This window comes from Thermostichus sp. MS-CIW-41 (assembly GCF_054058915.1).
This window is the reverse complement of the sequence record NZ_JBSSBO010000029.1, coordinates 20,855-38,797: the sequence shown is the minus strand read 5'-3', so window position 1 is coordinate 38,797 and position 17,943 is coordinate 20,855. Positions and strand designations below refer to the sequence as shown.

At 58.5% G+C, this 17,943-nt stretch carries 21 protein-coding genes and 1 pseudogene; 3 read left to right on the top strand and 19 right to left on the bottom strand.

Annotated features, from left to right (window positions below):
- Positions 1 to 77 precede the first annotated feature (77 nt).
- Together ACVWXE_RS09585 and ACVWXE_RS09580 are read right to left on the bottom strand one after the other, a co-directional pair.
- On the bottom strand, positions 78 to 530 hold the full coding sequence (locus tag ACVWXE_RS09585; protein ID WP_457490182.1) for a dual OB domain-containing protein: 453 nt from the start codon (positions 528 to 530) through the stop codon (positions 78 to 80).
- A 29-nt stretch (positions 531 to 559) separates the two neighbouring features.
- Positions 560 to 1,003: pseudogene (locus ACVWXE_RS09580) on the bottom strand (BMP family ABC transporter substrate-binding protein); the annotation flags it as partial.
- A 401-nt stretch (positions 1,004 to 1,404) separates the two neighbouring features.
- Between ACVWXE_RS09580 and ACVWXE_RS09575 the strand changes: the two are divergent.
- On the top strand, positions 1,405 to 2,679 hold the full coding sequence (locus ACVWXE_RS09575) for an amidohydrolase family protein (RefSeq protein ID WP_457490180.1): 1,275 nt from the start codon (positions 1,405 to 1,407) through the stop codon (positions 2,677 to 2,679).
- 3 nt (positions 2,680 to 2,682) lie between these two features.
- Here ACVWXE_RS09575 and ACVWXE_RS09570 read toward each other — a convergent pair whose 3' ends face one another.
- Genes ACVWXE_RS09570 through ACVWXE_RS09555 form a run of 4 tightly spaced genes read right to left on the bottom strand, consistent with a single transcriptional unit; the run spans position 2,683 to position 5,048 of the window.
- Positions 2,683 to 3,141 (bottom strand): FxLYD domain-containing protein, encoded by a 459-nt coding sequence (locus tag ACVWXE_RS09570; RefSeq protein WP_414332474.1) that lies wholly within the window; start codon positions 3,139 to 3,141, stop codon positions 2,683 to 2,685.
- A 31-nt stretch (positions 3,142 to 3,172) separates the two neighbouring features.
- On the bottom strand, positions 3,173 to 3,799 hold the full coding sequence (locus tag ACVWXE_RS09565; RefSeq protein ID WP_414427761.1) for a 5-formyltetrahydrofolate cyclo-ligase: 627 nt from the start codon (positions 3,797 to 3,799) through the stop codon (positions 3,173 to 3,175).
- 44 nt (positions 3,800 to 3,843) lie between these two features.
- The gene (locus tag ACVWXE_RS09560; RefSeq protein WP_457490179.1) at positions 3,844 to 4,308 is read right to left on the bottom strand and encodes an FKBP-type peptidyl-prolyl cis-trans isomerase; all 465 of its coding nucleotides are present in this window, start codon (positions 4,306 to 4,308) and stop codon (positions 3,844 to 3,846) included.
- A gap of 59 nt (positions 4,309 to 4,367) precedes the next feature.
- Positions 4,368 to 5,048, bottom strand: a complete 681-nt coding sequence (locus ACVWXE_RS09555; RefSeq protein WP_011432060.1) for a VOC family protein — start codon at positions 5,046 to 5,048, stop codon at positions 4,368 to 4,370.
- A 76-nt stretch (positions 5,049 to 5,124) separates the two neighbouring features.
- Between ACVWXE_RS09555 and cobJ the strand changes: the two genes are divergently transcribed.
- The gene (cobJ, locus tag ACVWXE_RS09550) at positions 5,125 to 7,044 is read left to right on the top strand and encodes a precorrin-3B C(17)-methyltransferase (protein ID WP_457490178.1); all 1,920 of its coding nucleotides are present in this window, start codon (positions 5,125 to 5,127) and stop codon (positions 7,042 to 7,044) included.
- Positions 7,045 to 7,060: 16 nt separating this feature from the next.
- On the opposite strand, the gene modB is transcribed toward cobJ, so the two are convergent.
- A complete protein-coding gene (gene modB / locus ACVWXE_RS09545; RefSeq protein WP_457490177.1) occupies positions 7,061 to 8,848 on the bottom strand; it encodes a molybdate ABC transporter permease subunit in 1,788 nt (595 codons plus the stop codon).
- A gap of 23 nt (positions 8,849 to 8,871) precedes the next feature.
- Positions 8,872 to 9,633, bottom strand: a complete 762-nt coding sequence (modA, locus tag ACVWXE_RS09540) for a molybdate ABC transporter substrate-binding protein (protein WP_457490176.1) — start codon at positions 9,631 to 9,633, stop codon at positions 8,872 to 8,874.
- 256 nt (positions 9,634 to 9,889) lie between these two features.
- On the opposite strand from modA, the gene ACVWXE_RS09535 reads away from it, so the two are divergent.
- Positions 9,890 to 10,099: a TOBE domain-containing protein gene (locus ACVWXE_RS09535; protein WP_011430671.1), complete on the top strand. Its 210-nt coding sequence runs from the start codon at positions 9,890 to 9,892 to the stop codon at positions 10,097 to 10,099.
- 28 nt (positions 10,100 to 10,127) lie between these two features.
- Here the strand turns inward: ACVWXE_RS09535 and ACVWXE_RS09530 are convergent, their stop codons facing one another.
- The 11 genes from ACVWXE_RS09530 to ACVWXE_RS09480 all read right to left on the bottom strand — a co-directional run bounded on the left by ACVWXE_RS09530 (position 10,128) and on the right by ACVWXE_RS09480 (position 17,940).
- Complete coding sequence (locus ACVWXE_RS09530) at positions 10,128 to 11,780, bottom strand: helix-turn-helix domain-containing protein (RefSeq protein ID WP_414419367.1); 1,653 nt, start codon at positions 11,778 to 11,780, stop codon at positions 10,128 to 10,130.
- A gap of 342 nt (positions 11,781 to 12,122) precedes the next feature.
- Entirely contained in the window at positions 12,123 to 12,380 is a 258-nt protein-coding gene (locus ACVWXE_RS09525) for a hypothetical protein (protein WP_011432066.1), read from the bottom strand.
- A gap of 94 nt (positions 12,381 to 12,474) precedes the next feature.
- Positions 12,475 to 12,744, bottom strand: coding sequence for a ferrous iron transport protein A (locus tag ACVWXE_RS09520; RefSeq protein ID WP_414390678.1), 270 nt, complete (start codon positions 12,742 to 12,744; stop codon positions 12,475 to 12,477).
- A 137-nt stretch (positions 12,745 to 12,881) separates the two neighbouring features.
- A complete protein-coding gene (locus ACVWXE_RS09515) occupies positions 12,882 to 13,181 on the bottom strand; it encodes a 2Fe-2S iron-sulfur cluster-binding protein (protein ID WP_099813376.1) in 300 nt (99 codons plus the stop codon).
- A 42-nt stretch (positions 13,182 to 13,223) separates the two neighbouring features.
- Positions 13,224 to 13,589: a nitrogenase-stabilizing/protective protein NifW gene (gene nifW / locus ACVWXE_RS09510; protein WP_457490175.1), complete on the bottom strand. Its 366-nt coding sequence runs from the start codon at positions 13,587 to 13,589 to the stop codon at positions 13,224 to 13,226.
- Positions 13,586 to 13,849 carry a CCE_0567 family metalloprotein gene (locus ACVWXE_RS09505; RefSeq protein WP_414351585.1) on the bottom strand — a complete coding sequence of 88 codons (264 nt, stop codon included), beginning with the start codon at positions 13,847 to 13,849 and terminating at the stop codon, positions 13,586 to 13,588. Before ACVWXE_RS09505 ends, nifW begins: the two co-directional genes overlap by 4 nt.
- A 60-nt stretch (positions 13,850 to 13,909) precedes the next feature.
- Positions 13,910 to 14,365: a NifX-associated nitrogen fixation protein gene (locus ACVWXE_RS09500; protein WP_414330300.1), complete on the bottom strand. Its 456-nt coding sequence runs from the start codon at positions 14,363 to 14,365 to the stop codon at positions 13,910 to 13,912.
- Positions 14,366 to 14,367: 2 nt separating this feature from the next.
- A complete protein-coding gene (nifX, locus tag ACVWXE_RS09495) occupies positions 14,368 to 14,787 on the bottom strand; it encodes a nitrogen fixation protein NifX (protein WP_414342057.1) in 420 nt (139 codons plus the stop codon).
- A gap of 74 nt (positions 14,788 to 14,861) precedes the next feature.
- Positions 14,862 to 16,199, bottom strand: coding sequence for a nitrogenase iron-molybdenum cofactor biosynthesis protein NifN (gene nifN / locus ACVWXE_RS09490; RefSeq protein ID WP_457490174.1), 1,338 nt, complete (start codon positions 16,197 to 16,199; stop codon positions 14,862 to 14,864).
- Positions 16,199 to 17,590 (bottom strand): nitrogenase iron-molybdenum cofactor biosynthesis protein NifE, encoded by a 1,392-nt coding sequence (nifE, locus tag ACVWXE_RS09485; RefSeq protein WP_457490173.1) that lies wholly within the window; start codon positions 17,588 to 17,590, stop codon positions 16,199 to 16,201. Before nifE ends, nifN begins: the two co-directional genes overlap by 1 nt.
- Positions 17,581 to 17,940, bottom strand: a complete 360-nt coding sequence (locus ACVWXE_RS09480) for a Mo-dependent nitrogenase C-terminal domain-containing protein (protein WP_457440172.1) — start codon at positions 17,938 to 17,940, stop codon at positions 17,581 to 17,583. Before ACVWXE_RS09480 ends, nifE begins: the two co-directional genes overlap by 10 nt.
- Positions 17,941 to 17,943 lie beyond the last annotated feature (3 nt).

The window sequence follows — 17,943 nt, the reverse complement described above, 5'->3', positions numbered from 1 at the left end:
TACAACTCTTTGCCGCAAATCCAAAGAATGAGTCGGCATTCCTTTCTCTCCTTCCTCTTGAATACCTGTACCCTATTTTAAATTAAAAGGCTGTAGGGATCGCTAAGGCTAAAACACAGCACCGGATCGGGGATGTCATATTGACCGTCTTCGCCCATTAGGAAATCCCGTTCAATCACAGGATCGGTAACATCCATGCAGTATTTTACTCCCTTGTATACAAACTCGCCGCGTACTCTACGCTTAGAATTCGGGTATCCTGGTGCCTTGTAACCAACCAACAGACGCAAATGCTCGACCGGTACAAGGTAAAGAGAAACTCCGCTTTCTCGCCCGACACTTAACCGGTTGTTCCACCCAGCATAGCTGCTCTCGCCAGTGCCCCAGAGATTCTCAGGGTTGTCTAGCCAACTGTTGATATCCTCCCAAGGCAGGTGGCCAACTTTTTTCCAGCGGTGCTTTGGATTGATAACGTGGTTCTCCCTCTGGTGAGGTAGTGGCTGAGGTGTATCACAAGAGACACAGAGAATATCAAGAAGTTCTGGGTCGCCACCGCTTAGGAAGGCTCGTGGATGTAGTTGTCAAACACGGCAAAATTGCTCAGGGCAGGATCCGGCTTGAGGCTGGATCCCATCAAGAAGCTGACCTTAGGATAGTCTTTGGCCACCTCCCGCGCTTCCCGCTCCACCCCAAAGACCTCACCCACCAGCAGTTGGACGCCGCTCTCGGCATACTGACGCAGCACCCGTGGGTAGTCGGTGTTGGAAACTGACTCCGACCAGGTATAGTCAATATCCCCCCGCTCCTGGGCGGTCATCAAGGCTTTATGGATCCGGCTCACCCACTGCTGCTCAATGGGAACCGTATAAACCCCGGCCACCTTCAGCTTGGTTCCTTGAGCCACCGCGGCATCGCGAACCAACCAGCGGCTCCCCATCAGGCCAGCCACAAAAGCCCCAGAACGCAGGCAGAAGTCCCGCCGGGAGAGTTCTAAACGTGCCATAGTCGCTTCTGTTGAGGTTAGTTCGAGATCGGGTTACTGCTCGGCTTATCGTAAAGGGGAGATCCCTGAAAATATGTATCCTGAAATACAATTTTTTGAGAAGGAGCTTGTTTGTAATGGACAACGAAGTTTCGCTGACGGTTGGAATGGATGTAAGGGCCAAGTCCTCTCAAATCAGCTCTCGATAGATTATCCCTCTGACTACTTGGCTGATATCTTGCACAACCGGATGCTGTTGGGGACTACAGCCCTCTTTTATAAAGTGAGCAATAACCCAATCAACTGGTTTCCTAAATTCGGGCTTTGAGGTAATTTAAGACATCTTTATCTGATTTGGCCTATCATTCAGTCAACTGTAGTTGCTTCTTTCCATCCTAAGTTCAAACAAATAGCCACAACATATGGATCTCATTTTGCGCCGGGCCAATTTGCCGGATGGCCGCAAGGGAATCGATATCGGTATCCAGGGGGATCGCATTGTGGCTCTGGAAAGCAACTTACAAGCCACTGCCCCCCAAGAAATTGATGTCAGCAACCGCTTGGTGTCGCCCCCCTTCGTGGATGCCCACTTTCACATGGATGCCACCCTCACCTATGGGATCCCGCGCGTCAACCAGTCGGGCACCTTGCTAGAAGGGATCGCCCTCTGGGGGGAGTTGAAGCCGCTGTTGACCCCCGAGGCGGTGATGGAGCGGGCCTTGACCTATTGCGACTGGGCAGTGGCGCGTGGGATCCTGGCCATCCGCACTCATGTGGATGTGTGCGATCCCAACCTGTTGGCGGTGCGGGCGCTGCTGGAAGTCAAGCAAAAAGTGGCTCCCTACTTGGATTTGCAACTGGTGGCCTTTCCTCAGGATGGCTACTATCGCTCGCCAGGGGCGGTGCAGCTTCTGGAGAAGGCTCTGGATTTGGGGGTGGAGGTGGTGGGCGGGATCCCCCACTTCGAGCGGACGATGGCCGAGGGAGCAGCTTCGGTGCGGGCCCTATGTGAAATTGCAGCAGCGCGGGGTCTGCGGGTGGATCTGCACTGCGACGAGACCGACGATCCGCTTTCGCGCCATGTGGAAACCCTGGCCTACGAAACGCTGCGGCTGGGCTTGCAGGGGCGGGTAGCCGGATCCCACCTGACTTCCATGCACTCGATGGACAACGCCTACGTCAGCAAACTGATCCCCCTGATGGCCGAGGCAGAGTTGGGGGTGATCGCCAACCCGCTGGTCAATATGGTTCTTCAAGGTCGCCACGATACCTACCCCAAGCGGCGGGGGCTAACCCGAGTGCCTGAGCTGATGGCTGCAGGCTTGACGGTAGCCTTTGGCCATGACTGTGTGATGGATCCCTGGTACCCTTTGGGCAGCGGCAACATGCTGGAGGTGGCCCACATGGGGATCCACGCCGCCCAACTGACCGGCTATGAGCAGATGCGCCAGTGTTTTTTGGCGGTTACGGAAAACCCGGCCCGCATTCTGGGGTTGGAAGGCTACGGCCTGAAACCCGGCTGCTATGCCGATTTGGTGGTGCTCCAGGCTGCTGATGCCGTCGAAGCCATCCGCTTGAAACCGGCTTGTTTGTATGTCTTCCGGCGGGGACGGCTGATCGCCCAAACGCCACCTGTGGTTGCCCAACTCCATCTGCCTGAGCGCCCCACCCAGGTGGAGTTCACCCGCCAGCTTTAGACGTTAACGACGCACGGTGCCGCTGAAGCCGCTGGCTTTGAATTGCTCCAGGGTGAGGGGCAGGGGGCTGGTTATGGGCACCGAGATGCGAATTGAAAAAGGGCTCTCGCCGGGAGGAACTTCTGCAATGGCCCCCAGGCGGGTACGCTCCGGCAGAACCTCGTTGCCGTTGGCATCGTAAAGCCGACCGAAGACATCCGCGTTCAGCAGGGTATTTTTGGAGCGGTTGACCACTGTGCCTTCGACGAACAGGCACCTGGCCGGTATGGGGTTGCCGTTGCTGGTCACCAGGTTGGTGTATTCGGGGGTATCGGGACAGGGGGTGACGTGGAGATCCTTCAGTTGCAGGGGGATCGCCCCAAAGCCCATCAAGAGCACCGCCAATGCCACACAGCCAAAGCTCATGCAGACAAGACGCAGCTTTTGGGTTAGCCACTGCGCCGGCTTCCAAACTTGGCTCATCGTTTTTCCTCCAAGGCCCACCCTCTTTAGTCTAGGGGATCCCCGTCTCGTAGAACCTCTCCTCGGTTTGGATCCCATCCAGGCGCTGATCCCAAGGATCCTGAGGCAGGGGCTGCTCCAGCAAGCAGGCTTGGGGGAGGATGCCCCACTTGGGCACACTGGGATCCGGCAAAGCGGCCAAAAAGCGGTCGTAATAGCCGCCGCCATAGCCCAAACGCCTTCCCCAACGATCGCAGGCCAGGGCGGGCACCAGGATCAAATCCGCCTTGCCAGGGTCGATAACTGTGCTGCCGGGAGAAGGCTCCAGCAAGCCCCAGCAGTTGGGGACAAGCTCAGCCGGCTGGTAGCGGTGCCACTGCATTTGCCGCCGCGGCAGACAACGGGGGATCCCCCACTGCTTCTCTGGAAAAAGGGCAAACAGGGATCCCAAGTCCACCTCGGAGCCGAAGGCCACATAGGCCAGGATGGTTTTGGCGGCCAAAAGTTGGGGGCAAGAGGCCAAATGAGCCACGATCTTCTGGCTGATAAGGGATCTGTCCAACCTCTGCCGTAGCTGGCGAAAGTGCTGGCGCAGGCGAGCTTTTTCTAGGGCAGGATCTGCTGCCAGAGAACTGGGCCGCCAAGAAGAAGACAGTTCCGGGGAAGGGAGTTCCTGCACAAGCCCAATGCCGCTTGGATATTCGGTCTCTGCAAGATCTGAATCTACTGGATGGCCAGGAGCTCCACTTCAAAATCCAAGGTGGCGTTGGGGGGGATCACCCCGCCTGCCCCGCGGCTGCCATAGGCCAACTCCGGCGGAATGCGCAAGTACCGCTTGCCCCCCACCCGCATGGTGGCCAGCCCTTCCTCCCAGCCACGGATCACCTGCCCTACTCCGTAGGTGAAGACAAAAGGCTGATTGCGCTTGTAGGAGCTATCGAAGATGGTGCCATCCTGTAGCTTGCCCACGTAGTTGACCACCACCGTTTGCCCCGGCTGAGGGGAAGGCCCACTGCCTTGAGCAATATCGTAGTATTGCAATCCCGACTCGGTGGTGATGAAGTCCTTGGCTGGGGATTGCACGCTCACCACCGGATTGTCCTTGGCCCGCGATAGAGCTATGGCCGGCTGGCCGCCCCACACCCCGAGCCACAGCAAACACAGCACCAGCAGCAGCACCCGTTTCATCGTTGGCATCCCCCCACCGCCGACTTTTGGCTTTCCTTTAACAATCTTAGGGGATCCCGTCAGCCTTTCAGTTCGGCAAATTCGATGATCTGACCCTGGTGATCCCGCACCCAAAAGACGAAGGGCTTCTCGGAGCGAATGCTGTTGCGGATCCCTTGTTTGTTGATTCGCTTCAGAAGGGCCTTAAGGGACTCCCGCTCATAGCTGACATGGCGATAGCGAACGCCGCTGCTGCGGCCCGCTGCCGGTACAGTCCCGTAAGCAGAAGCAGATGAGGAGCTAGGCCTAGAGGCGTTGCCGTAGGAACCGGACCCCGCATAGGGATCTGTAGAGCCAGGGATCACGTGCAATTGAACATTGTCGGAGAGTTGGTACCAAAGTCCGGGGGTATCCAATTGGGTGGGCCCAGAGGTGGGACGGGCTTTGGCATCGAAGCGGGGACTGAGGCCAATATCCCCTGGAAAGTAAGCGGATCCTAGGCTGTAGCCGACCATGCTCTGCTCGTAGCCGTAGTAGTACTGCAGGGGCAGCTCCGCTTCCGGCAGTTTCAACACCTTCTCGTAAAACCCTCTGGCCTGCTCCAAGTCCGGCACGATGATGGTGTGGACGCGGGGAGCGCCACTTAAAAATGTCCACATGGCCCCCCCATAGGCCGATAGCAGCAAAAACATCAGCCCCTTCGTGGAGAGCAAAACCTCCAGGGGGATCAGGGGCAGCATCAGTCCAGGTGGGATGACCATCGGCACTTGTCCCTTCGCGGGTGGCTCTATGTCCAGTATAGGATCCGGGGAGAATCCTGGCCTTGGCCCACGCTCGATGAAGCTTGCTCTGTTTGCCCCCAGCCCGCGCGCCCGCCGGTTGGCCGACTCCCTGATCCCCCTCCTAGGCAAGGAGGTCATCTGCTGGAGCAAAGCTGAACCGCAGGAGCTGCCCTCCCCCTGGCAAGCCTACGGGGATCCCAAGGATCCCACAGCGCCAGGCTCCCTAGCAGAAGCCGTTGCCCAAACCTGGCCCCAGGTGCAGGGCTGTCTCTTCATCTTGGCCGCAGGGTCGGTGGTGCGGCTCATTGCCCCCCTCTTGCAGGACAAGCAGCGGGATCCAGCGGTGGTGGTGGTGGACGAAGCCGGTCGCTGGGCCATTAGCCTGTGCGGGGGACATGTGGGGGGAGCAGACGCCCTGGCCCGACAGGTGGCTGCTGCTTTGGGGGCCCAGCCGGTTCTCACCTCTGCTTCCGAGGGGCTGGGGATCCCGCCTTTGGATTTGCTGGGGGATCCCTACGGCTGGCGGCGGGGCCAAGGGGATTGGAATGAGGTGGCCGCTGCCTTGGCTCGTGGGGAGCCCGTGGCCGTTCACCAAACCTGTGGCACGCAACTTTGGCGGCGGGCTTGGCCGGCAGAGTATCCCCTGGTGGCTGCCTCCCCTCCCCATCCTGTGGCCCACATTTGGATTGGGGAATACCTCTCCCCTGCCACGGGGATCCCAACCGTGCACTGGCATCCGCGGGTGCTCTGGGTGGGGGTGGGCTGCGAGCGGGGCACTACCCGCGTTTGGCTAGAGGGATCCCTGCGCCGCCTGCTGCAGGCCCATGGGCTGGCTTTTGAGGCCATTGCCGGCTTGGCCACCTTGGAGCTGAAGCAAAACGAGCCAGGTCTTCTGGAGCTGGCCCAAGCCTATGGCTGGCCCATTGAGTTTTTCTCGGCAGAGGCCTTGGCCGGGATCCCGGTTCCCCACCCTTCGGAGGCGGTGCGGCAGGCGGTGGGCACCCCCTCGGTAGCGGAGGCGGCTGCCCTCTTGGCAGCTCAGACTTGTCAGACTTGGGGAAGAGGTGACAAGGTTCCTGAGAGGCCATCCTGTGTTGCGGAGAAGGTAGAGCCCTTTGGGGGAGCAACCCTCCTCTGCCCCAAGCAGGTCTTCACCTCGAAAACCGAAGGGGCCTGTACCCTGGCCATTGCCCGCGCTGCCCGGGAATATTCCCCTCGCAGCGGCCACCTCTGGCTCATCGGCACCGGCCCTGGGGATCTGGGTCAATTGACTTTGGCTGCCCGTATGGCTTTAACTCAGGCCGATGTGGTTGTTGGCTACCAGCTTTATCTGGATCTGGTGGATCCCCTTTTGCACCCCGGCCAAATCCGGGAGGCCTCTCCCATTACCCAAGAGCTGCAGCGGGCCAAACAGGCCATCGCTTGGGCGCAGCAGGGGCTGAAGGTGGCGGTGATTTCTTCGGGGGATGCGGGCATTTACGGCATGGCGGGGCTAGTGTTGGAGTGCTTGGTCCGCTCTGGCTGGGATGGGATCCGCCCTTCTCTGGAGGTGCTGCCGGGGATCTCTGCCTTCCAGGCGGCTGCTGCCCGGCTGGGGGCTCCGCTCATGCACGACTTCTGCGCCATTTCCCTCTCGGATCTGCTTACCCCTTGGCCGGTGATCGAAAAACGCCTGCAGGCGGCTGCCCAGGCGGACTTTGTGGTGGCCCTCTACAACCCCCGCTCCCGGCAGCGGGTGGATCCCTTCCTCAAGGCTCTACAGATCTTTTTGCAGGCCCGGCCCGCCCATACCCCTGTGGCTTTGGCCCGCAACCTCTACCGCCCTGGCGAAACTCTCCGCCTTACCACCCTGGGGGAGCTGGATCCAGAGGAGGTGGACATGCTTACCCTGGTCTTTATCGGCAACTCCCAGACCTTTCGCCATGGGGAGCGGCTGATTACCCCGCGGGGCTACCGCTTGGGCGAGCCCACCTGACTCCTGGGCTCCAGACTCAAAACACCCTCAGATGCCGGGGATCCAACTGTAGCCACCAGGGGGATCCCCAAGTCTCCACCTCGCGCCAGCGCTCCCGCCACACCTCAGCTTGCAGGTGATAGTCCTGGCGGTGGGCAGGAGGACCGCCCAGCCTGAAGAAGAGAGTCAGTCGGTGGGGGGTCTCGCTCCACTTCACCAGCCAAGCCGGAAACGTGTTGGGCAGCTTCCCGTCGGGCCTGAAGGTGAGGTGGTGGGCGCGGATGGCGATGTATTCTCCCGCTGGGGATCCCTGTACCTGCAGCTCACAGCCCCAATCCAAGGCCAGCACCCGTTGAGGGCCCAGGAGCTTGGCCCGCGAGATGTTTTTGCAACCCGTCAGTTGCGCCACACTAAGGCAGGGGGGAGCCTCAAATAGCTGACGCTTGTCCCCCTGGGCAATGATTCGCCCCTGCTCCATTACAGCCAGATCCCCGCAGAGGCGGAAGGCTTCCTCAATGTTGTGGGTTACCAAAAGCGTGACTCCCTTGTAGCCCGCTAGGATTTCCCCCATCTCCTGCTCCAGTTGGCTGCGCAGGTGGGCATCCAAAGCAGAAAAAGGCTCATCCAGCAGCAAGATCTCCGGCTCAGAAGCCAAGGCTCGCGCCAGGGCCACCCGCTGCTGCTGTCCTCCGGAGAGCTCCGTGGGATAGCGGTTTTCCCAGCCCTTCAGCTTGACCAACCGCAGCTGGGCCTGGATCCGCTCTTGTTTTTCCGCTTCGCTCAAGCCCGCAGGGATCCCAAAAGCGATGTTCTGGGCGACGGTGAGGTGGGGAAACAGAGCGTAGTTCTGGAAGATCACCCCTACCCGTCGCTGAGCGGGGGGCAGCCGGATCCCCTGTTCGGCGTCAAACAACGCCCGCTCGTTGAGCAAAATGCGCCCACCATCCGGGGTTTCGATCCCGGCAATGCAGCGCAAAAGTAGGCTTTTGCCGGATCCAGAGGCCCCCAGCAGTCCTAATGGCCGCCCGTCGCAGCTCAGTTGCGCCTGCAGCTCAAATTGGGGCAGCTTCTTGTAGATGTCTACCCAGAGGCGGGGGGCCGGAGTTGAGAAATCCAGATCCCTTCTGGCCAGAACCCGCAGGGGGCGAGGGGGAAGCTGCTGCAGAGGCTGTCGCTGAAACCAAAGGTTAACTGCCGTCATCACCCCCAAGGACAACATCAAGACCAAGGCCGAGCTGATGGCCGCCCCCCGCATATCCCCCGCCTGAACGGCAAAGAAGATGGCCATGGACAGGGTTTGCGTGCGGCCCGGGATATTGCCTGCCAGCATCAAGGTGGCGCCGAACTCCCCCAGAGCGCGAGCAAAACTGAGGGTAACCCCCGCCAGGATCCCTGGTAAGGCCAAAGGGATCAGCACCCGCGTAAAAATCTTGGCCCTACTTGCTCCCAGGGTGCGGGCTGCCGCCACCAGCGTCGGGTCGATCTGCTGGAAAGCTCCCAAGGCCGTGCGGTACATCAGGGGCAGGGCCACCACCACTGCCGTGATCACCCCGGCATACCAGGTGAAGATGACCGATAGGTTCAGCGAGGCCAAAAGTTGTCCCAGAAGGGTTCGCCGACCAAATAGCAGCAACAATAGGAACCCCACCATGGTGGGCGGCAACACCAGCGGCGCCAATAAGATGGCCTCGAGGAGAGAGCGCCACCGACCTCGGTAGTGCAACATCCCATAAGCTGCCAGCGTCCCCACCCCAAAGGTGATAGCTGTGGCTAAGCTGGCAATCCGCAACGAGATCCACAGCGGAGACAGGTCGTAGTCGCTCATCTGGGCAATTGCAGAGGGATCCCTTACAGGCGGATAAAGCCGTACTTCACAAACACCTCTGCCGCTTCCCCTGAGGTTAAAAACTCCAAGTAAGACCGTCCGGCGGGAGTATCGCGCACCAAGGCCACCGGATAGACAATCGGCGTAATGGGATCCGCCGTAGCCACTACTCGCACCCGATTTGAAAGCTGAGCATCCGAGGTAAACAGGATCCCAGCGTCAGCATTGCCCTGCTCCACCGCCGTCAAAATTTCCCGCACCGTGCTGGCAAACACCATCTTGGGCCGCAGCGTCTCAAACACCCCCGCCTCGGTGAGAATTTCCTGGGCATAGCGTCCGGCGGGCATGGCCTGCAGATCCCCAATGGACAGAACCCGGATCTCTTCCGCCACCAAGTCGGCAAAATCCTGAACCTTGGTTCTGGCATTGGCAGGCACAATTAAAGCCATGCGGTTGCTGAGAAGATCTCGCCGGGATCCCTCCACCAGCAGGTTTTGCTTGGCAAGGGCGTCCATAAAAGAGGCGGCTGCGAAAAATACCACGTCCAAAGGAGCCCCCTGCTCCACCTGTTGCTGGAGAGAGCCGGAATTGGCGAAGTTGTACTCAACCTTGATGTCGGGATAGCGGGCAGTGAACAACCGGTCGATTTCCGTTAAAGCCGGTTGCAAGCTCACCGCAGCCCCCACCAAAATGGGCTGAGATTGCGCCAAGCCGGGAGCCGACCCCCACCTCAAAGCCAGAGCGGCTAGGATCCCCAGGAATAACATTGCAGTTCTTCGTTTCATAGCCATTCTTCCTTTGACCCGTGACGACTTTCAGAACAGGAAAATCCACCAATCGCTCGGTACTTTGACCATTAGAGGTTGCAGTTTGTATCTTCAAGATACATAATCTAGACTATTGGCAGCCCTTCCTCCCCAGAGGCAACGATAAGCATCTGATAGTATTGAAACCGGTGTTGAATGACCATCCGGCAAGCTCCTCTCTTGTTCAGTTCGGTCAACACCCCTGTTGCTCTGCTTGTTCAACAAAGGAGAAGTCATGCAAATCAGCACTCGCAACTTTTTTAAAGGAACTGTAAAAAGCTTCCAGGTGGGCATGGTCAATGCCGAAATTGTTCTGGAAGTTGCACCAGGCATAGAAATAACAGCCATTATTTCTAAGCACTCTGCCGAACGGTTGGGTATAGCAGTTGGAAAAGAAGCGTATGCTGCCATTAAAGCCTCAGATGTGGTCATCGCCGTGGATTAGTGGTGGATTAGCAAATTGAGTGACTGGCCTAGACTTGCTGTTGCCTGGGATCCAAATACAGGGCTTTGATAAGGCGCTGGCGATCGTTTAGGCTGATCTGAAGCCGCCCATTCTCTACATCCCGCACCCAGCTCTGGCTGCGCCCCAGCCTCTGGGCCAATTCCCGCTGGCTGATTCCCTTTTGCTGGCGTGCCGCCGAGATATCCGCTCCACGCAAAGCTTTGCTTGAGGGGAAGTCTTTTGGGTTTTCGGGAGGGCCAGGGAGATCCGAGTCTGTTGCAACAGGCGCAGACTTTGCCCTACGCTGCCGCCGAGATCCCGATTCTCGGGTTGGGGATCTGGCTTCTTGAACTACTCGACGATGCCAGTCGGAGGGCAGATGAAATCGTTGAATGCGAGCCTGCATCAAGAGTCCCCACTTGCCCCGCGGCCCGGCAGCCGTCAGCAAGCCACCGTTGTTGGCATCTTCAATCCAAAAGTTCAATGCCTCGTCCGCATCCTCGGGCACAGCTTCCAGGCGAGCCCACAGGGGTTGAATGGAAGAAGGATAGGTGAGGGGATCGAACTCCGGCTTGAGGCCGTAGTGGTTGAGAACCTCCAGATCGCTTTCAAAGGTGCGCACCAGCCGTTTGCGTTCTTGGAGATTGAGATAAGCTTCCTGCAGTCGCTCTTCCCCGTAGGCCACTCGCATCAGGGTGGGCACCGTCAGACGCTGTTGCCGCCCCATCCTCACTTTGAACAACAGCCACAGCAGCAGGCGCATGGCTCCTTCATGGTGTTGCCAATGGCTCATCACGGCCTGCAGCAGGGATAGGGGCAGGCTGCTGTACTGATAAAAGGCTTGCCCCTGGCGGCACCCTTGTCGATTGAGAAAGTACCGTGTCCATTCGCCGGGCTGAATCGCCCAAGTCAGGCCCACCAGATGGTTGCAGCCCTGCTCATCTTTTTGAAAGTGGCGATGCATCTTGAGCAGCCTCCACAGAGGGCCAGCCGGTACCGAAAACCCCTTCACCCGCCCCTGATCCGGCCAATCGATGGAGACTTGAATCCGACAGAGCTGCTCTATCCAGGTCATGAACAGGTGGAGACGGGTCATCTTGCTCAGATCTTTACGTTTATCCCAGCCCAAATAGGACTCCAATTGTGAGTCGGTGAAAACAAAGGATTCCTTCCAGGGGCTATCCAACCCGGCGGCATAGGCAGCGAAAATAAGATGCAAACAGGCAGTTCGCACATCGATCGGAGCACTTTGTGGGATCCCGTCCAAACATAGAGTTAGGGTCAGAGATCCCTGGTTGTGGCCAACAGATTTCTGATAGCAAACCTGGTTATCTCCCTGCTTTTGCAGATTGAGAGATTGAAATTGAGATAGGAAATTGCAAGCTTCCCAGACCACAATTGACGAAGCAAAAGCCTGGCTATGGCCGTTCAAAAATAGAGGTGGACTGCTGCGAATGCGGGCCGTGACCGTGCGGTTGCGCCCCTTCATGGCTTCATAAGGCTGCGGGGCAGAACCGGGACACAGGCTAACGCACTGAGGTTCTGGGAAGAAACCTTCGCAGTCATTGCACAACAGAGGATTAATCCAGTATTCCCCATCCTGGACAACGATAGCTTTTGTAGGACAGCTATCTACGCAAGCGTGGCAACCGATACAATCCCCTGAGATTTGATAAGCCATAGCCCTCGAACTCCATAGCGTTTCCCTGTAGCTCTCCTTTGTTCACGCCTGCTATCGCATCTGCAAAACCCTAAACCCGGCCATGGAGACCTTCCTCGCAAAGCCGTGGCAGCCCGGCGAGAGACCTTAGTTTAAGGTCTGTTTCCTAAGCTCAATTCGTGAACTGGATTGAACGATACCTCAAAAGATCCCCGGCAGGCCAGGGAGATTTGGTCTAGGGTGAACCTTCTGGAAAGCTTTGTTTTCTCTTAACTTCTAATGTTTGCAGTGAACTTTTGAGATGGCTTTGCAGGCTACTCCTCCCCCTTGAGAGCCTTTTAGGGATCCGAACTGCAGCAAGTGTCAGGCAAAACGCTCAATAACCAAGCCGACACAAGGTCGTCCGCCCACCCAATACGTCGATTCATCGGCAAGGTTGTGGCTTGGCTCTAGATGCCAACCCAAGGGATTGGGTTCTAGCTCCAGCGCCCGCACGATTTCTTCTGGGCTGAGCCCTGTGCAGAGTTGAATGTGTTGCAACTTGGGAAATGGCTTTTCCACAAGGCTAAGCTCTTCAGCAGCTTTAAGGATGGAGCCCAGGTGTAGCAAACAGGTGTTCATAGCTTTGCTCCCAAATCAAGATAGATTATGAAGAGATGTGCTTACCTTGAGTGTCTCTCATTGCAAGTTAAAAATTGGGTAAATAGACTACATTTTAGAAGGCTCTTGGCAAATTTAAGATTGTTTTCTTATTCGGTTCTTGGGGAGGCGCTAGGGTGCAACGGGGATCCATGTAAACCCAGATGGGTTTAGCTAAATGAGCAGGAAGGGAAAGTTGGCCACTGGGTAGGAGTAGGATCCACTCAGGGTGACGTTGGATAACCTGGAGATAGGTACCTGGAGTGAGACCCATTTGCTGCAATTGGGCGCAAGCAGCTTCGGATCCGCGCAGTTGGTAGATGCGACCTTCTTCTCCAACCTTCATGAGTTGGAGAGGAGATATGGTTATTGAGATCTTAGGGACGGTGGGCGGTGCCAACATATAGGGATCCCTAATTCTAGAAAAAAATAGAAAAAAGGCTGCTTAAGCCTATCGGCGAGCAACTGGAGAGCAGCCGTCTATCAAACCAAGTAAGCTTCCTGGTGAGTGCGAATCGTACAATTGGAGCGAGGTTTAGCCACGCAGAGCAGCACAAATCCTTTGGCTATTTGTTCCTCATCCAGAAAGGTTTGCTCCGATTGATCGACTTCTCCCTCTACCACTTTGGCCACGCAAGAGGAACAACTACCGGAGCGGCAGGAAGAGGGCAAATCCACATCTTGATCCTCAGCCGCTTCTAGGATGGTCGAATCTTCATCTACTGAGATATAGGTGTCGAGCCGTCGTTTTGGGTTAACCAAGTGAACTGTGTAGGTAGCCATGATGAGATCTCCAGAGAGTTGACGAGGGGTAAACAAGAGATCTTAGGCAGGGATCCCAGGGCTGCATTCGCCCCGCTCTCCCGAAGAGCTGCAGCCGGCACAGCCGCCAACGGGATCCGGACAACCATAGTCTTGAAAGACTCGGAAGAGCTTCTCCTGCTGCGGGGTAGAAGTGAGAAAGGTTTGATACGCTTTTTCCAGCGCTTGCCGAGCTTGCTCCAATCGCTCTTCTTCGCTGCCCTGGAAGTGCTCCAGAGGAGCCAGATACTGAGCGAATTTGCGTAGGATATGCAAGCGATTTACATTGACCACCCGCGGATCGTAGGGGAGCTCGAAAAAAGCGAAATAATCCTCGGCATTGACTAGGGCTTGGAAGTCTTTCCAACGGCGGTTGCGGTTCCAACTCATCGGCAGGTCTCCAGGGTTTTCAAGCGTTGTCTGAGGGTGTGCAGCCGGGCAAACAGGGCATAGGTGCGGGCTGCCAAGTCGGGGAGTCGCTCGAACCCGTCGGGTAGCCCCTCGGCCAGATCGTGCAGATCCATTTTCAGTTGGCCTGCTTTGCTGTTTAGGCGCTTGATCTCGCTGCGGAGCTGGTCGGCAGAGAGGTGTTCGAAGGGCTCGAAAGCCAGGTCGTTCACAACATTCTCAACGTCACTCTCATTCAACATGGGCAAGGCACTCCTGATGGCTAAAGAAATTGCTGCACAGACAAAAGGGGAGGCAGGCGGCTACAGCCGGCCCACCTCGGGGTAGGTTCGGGCCAGTTGGATCCCTTTGTCGATAAGGGCAGTGGCTTTTTCGCTGAGCTGTTCGAGGGAGTCAAAGCCAAAGCGATGGGCATCCCGCAGGGTGTTGACCACCAACAACAACCGCCCTGAGAAGACCAGCACCCAACCAAAGCCTTCGCTGTTGAGATCCAGCACCACCTGAGCTAGGAGGCCCGTTTCCTTTTCAATCAGGGCGGCAATGGCGCGGTAGTAGATGAGGATGCGGCTCCGCACTGCCGGATCCACCTCCCCTTCCAGGGATATTTGGCGCTTCTGGGCTTTGGTGACGACAAAGGGCTTGAGCAGCAACTCATCCCTCCAGGTGCGGTAGGTGCCGTAGGGATCCGCCGCCCGCATCTGGCGAACGATCTCCTGCAGGATGGGGCTGGTCGAGGGGGAAAGAGGGGTAACCGTCATGGCTAAACCTCCGCAGGGGAAGTAGAGGGATTTGGGGCTTCGGCTTTGCGGGCGCGCTCGGCCAAGAGCACTTTGCGCAGCCAGGGGGGAGGATTGTGCAGGGTGGTTACCAGGCGCTGCAACAAGCTCTCGATGGATTCTTCTTCCGACTGCACTTTGATGGGGGTGATGCGGCGGTTGATCAGGCGGGCGGCGGCACTGCTGCCAATGGCAGCCACGTAGATGAGGGTGACATCGGCCAAAGCCTGCAGCTTGGGCACCAGCTTGTCCTCGTTGCCATCTGCCTCCAAGTTGCCCCCAAAGGTGAGGGTCTTACAAAATCGGTAGCCTTCGGGGGTGACTTCGTAGAGGTCGATCTGGTTGGCCCAGCCAAAGTGGGCATTGACGTGCTTGCCGTCGCGGGTTGTAAAGGCCACTTGCATAGGCGTTCTCCTTAGAACCGTGAACTTGAGGGTTTAGGGGAGCTAGGGGGATCTAGCTCGAAGCTCTGGATCCCTTAGAATCCATGCCCAGAAACCTGGGGTGGGCTGGGGTGACGGGCTTCCTCCTGCTCCATCAGCAGGTTGCCGACAGCAAACAGTTGGGATAGGGTGCCGCGATAGCCCACCTGACAGAGGTGGTTGGCCCCCAGCCGGTCGAAGATGGGGATCCCCATCCGATGCACCGGGATCCCCAGCCGCTTGCCCAGGCGCGCCACGTGGGAGTTGCCCACCAGCAGGTCAGCCCCGGGTGCTAGCTCCTCCAGATCCCCCAGATCTCCCACCCGCACTGCCTCAATGGGAAGGGTGGTCAAGTGGGGATCCGGTGTGGGACTGATGGCCGCCTGGATCTGACAGCCCATATCCAGCAGCCAGTCCACCCACCCCCAGAGCAGATCGGCTTCTAGGGCCAAGGCAATCCGCTGGTTGCCGAAGAAAAAGTGGCAATCCAGGAGGGCATCTTGAACCTGGCTGCGCTGGCGGCGGTAGCGAGAGGGCACCGGCTGCTGGCTGTGATCGGCCAAGGTTGCCAAAAAGGGATCCACAGCCTTGAGACCGGTCAGGTGGGGGAAAACCCGATAGGGGGTGCCAAAGCGCTGGGCCAGGATCTGAGCGGCAGGGCGCATGCTCTCGCCGACAGCTATGGTGAGGCCGGAACGCCCGAGCTGGCGCAATTGCTCAAGGGTGGTGCCGCCGTCTGGGGTCGCCCTAAAGCCGGTGCCCAAGTGTCCGTCCAGGGAACCCGCGGGATCCGGCACCAGGATCGGCTCTAGGCCAAAAGCCTCCGCCATTTCTTTGATCTCCTGGGCGTCGGCAGGGGTGAGGGCAGGCCCGCACAGCACCGTTACCTGGGCAGGGCGGACGGATCCCGACGGCGATTCCGGCAGGGTGCTGACCAAGCTGTGGACAGCGATGGCATAGCCGTCCTGCAGGGATCCTTTAAAGTCAGGCGTAGAGGCCAAGACGATGGGCAGATCCTGCAATTGCGGCTGGCGCCGGCGCAGCTCCCGCAGGATGCGCGGCATATCGTCCCCGCGGGTTTCCGTGAGGCCGGTGGTCAGAAGACCAATCAGCTCCGGCTGGGCCTTCTCCACCAAGGTGAGAATGGCAGCTTCGACATTCTCCTCGCCTCCCAAGATGGTGTCCACCTCGGACATGGCAGTGGTGGACATGGGAATGGCCTCGCGGAAATGGCGTACCAGCAGCGCTTTGGCAAAGGCCGTACAGCCTTGGGAACCGTGGAAGAGCGGCAGACAGCCCTTGATCCCCAGAAAGGCCAGGGCCGCCCCCAGCGGAGCGCTGAGTTTGAGGGGGTTGACGCTGAGAGGCTTGCGTTCTTGGATGAGCTGGGCCATCATCCCACCTCCTCTTCGGCTGGAGTCTCCCAGGGGGCAGGCCGTCGCAACTGCTCCCAGATGGGGCTGTGGAGGGCGGCATCGATCTCCCGCGCCAAGTTCACCAGGCCGCGATAGCCGGCATAAGCGTGGTGCCGCTCCTGGTTGATGTCCAGAAAGGGGATGCGGGCCTTGAGGGCGGTGTACTGGTTGCGTCCGCCGGCGATGAGCAAGTCCGCTTTCGTGCGCCTCACCACTTGGAGCAGCTCTTGAGGGCTGCCCTTGTCCAAGAGAATGCCATCCTGGCCGAGCAGCTCGCGGATGCGGGCTTTGTCTTCTTCGGTGCTTTTGCGGGTGCTGGTGGCCGTTACCTGCATCCCCAGATCTCGGGCAGCAGAGATGATCGACCAACTTTTCACGCCGCCGGTATAAAGGACAACTCGTTTGCCCGCCAGCCGCTGCCGGTAGGGGGCCAAAGCCGCCTCGGTGGCGCGAGTTTCCCGCTCGATGAGGGCCTCGGTACGCTCCTGCAGTTGCGGATCCTTCAGCCCTTGGGCAATGGCCCGTAGGCAGTGGTTCATCTCCTGCAGCCCGTAAAAGGAAGCCTCGATGTAGGGGATCCCGTAGCGCTCCTGCATCTTGCGGCCCACATTGAGCAGGGCTTTGGCGCAGATGAGGACGTTCAGCTTGGCCCGGTGGGCGGTACAGATCTCGCGGTAGCGGCCATCGCCGGTGATCTTGGCCAAGATGCGGATCCCCAGCTCGTCAAACAGAGGCAAGACATCCCACAGCTCGCCGGCAATGTTGTACTCGCCGATGAGGTTAATGTCGCGGCGGGTGGTGTATTCCGGGGAGGCCGTGCCGATCACATAGTCCAGCAGGGCTTCTCCGGCCAGACGGTTACCCAAGTTTTTGCTGCCCACAAAGCCGGGCGCATTCACCGGAATGACCGGGATCCCAAGCTGGCGGCTGGCCCGCTGACACACCGCCTCTACATCATCCCCAATGAGGGCAGTCACACAAGTGAGATAGACGAAAATGGCGGCAGGCTGGTATTTGGCCTGCAAGTCAAGGATGGCCTGGAACAGCTTTTCCTCCCCCCCGAAGATGATCTCGTTCTCGCTCAGATCGGTGGTGAAGCCCACCCGATAAAGCTGGGGGCCAGAAGAGAGGCTGCCCCGCGTCCCCCAAGAGTTGCCGCTGCAGGCGATTGGCCCATGTACTAGATGGGCGGCATCGGCGATCGGCACCAGGGCAATCGAGGCCCCGTCAAAGGCACAGCCTCCCTGCGCTCCTCCCGGCTTGGCTTGCTCGGCACAGACTTTGTTGCCTTTGCCGTCTTTCTTGTGGTTGTGCTCGCAGGCGGTCTCGTTGAGCAGCTCCGCCACTTTAGTCCGGCTGATCAAGGGCATGATGGGATCTCCTGAGAAGAGGGGGGCTGGGGTTGAGCCGCAGCTTCGGCCAGATAAGCCGCCGCCCGTAGCCGCAGGGCGATGATCTCCTCGTAGAGGGGGTTGATGCGACAGAGGGCCGGAATGTGGACGGTGCGGGATCCCAGTCGGATATCCCGCTCAAAGGGACAGGAAGCCGGGATCAAACGACAAATCCAACGGGCCTGCCGGGATCCGCGAATTTCAATGCTGTTGAGCCAGCGGCGCGGCCACTGCAGGGCAGATCTGAAAATTGGGTTAAAAACCAGGCCGAGCCATCCCAAAGGGTTGCCGACTCTGGGAAAGGGAAGAGAAGGGTAGGGATAAGTCATGGC